Origin of the sequence: Acidisoma sp. S159 (assembly GCF_009766125.1) — a bacterium.
In the GTDB taxonomy this organism is placed as follows: Bacteria; Pseudomonadota; Alphaproteobacteria; order Acetobacterales; family Acetobacteraceae; genus Acidisoma.
Window position 1 is genome coordinate 1 of the sequence record NZ_LMUG01000106.1, and the last position, 304, is coordinate 304.

The 304-nt window shown below is 53.9% G+C and carries 1 protein-coding gene; it reads left to right on the forward strand.

Annotated elements, in window-relative coordinates; all coding sequences use genetic code 11:
* Nucleotides 1-15: 15 nt before the first annotated feature.
* The coding region (locus GSQ92_RS29770) for a glycoside hydrolase family 3 N-terminal domain-containing protein (protein WP_305782239.1) at nucleotides 16-304 on the forward strand (289 nt) is incomplete at its 3' end.

Below are 304 nucleotides of genomic sequence, written 5' to 3' on the forward strand. Positions count from 1 at the left end.
TAGACACGTTCCGTCATGTGCTCTTATAACCAGATTAACAACAGCTACGGCTGCTCCAACAGCTACACTCTGAACAAGCTTCTCAAGGCCGAGCTCGGCTTCCAAGGGTTTGTCATGTCAGATTGGGGCGCCCACCACAGTGGCGTTGGAGATGCTTTGGCTGGCTTGGATATGTCCATGCCCGGTGACACTACCCTGGGTAGCCCCTACACCTTCTGGGGGACCAATCTGACCATCGCCGTTCTGAATGGCACCATTCCCGAGTGGCGTGTGGATGACATGGCTACCCGTATCATGTTAGATA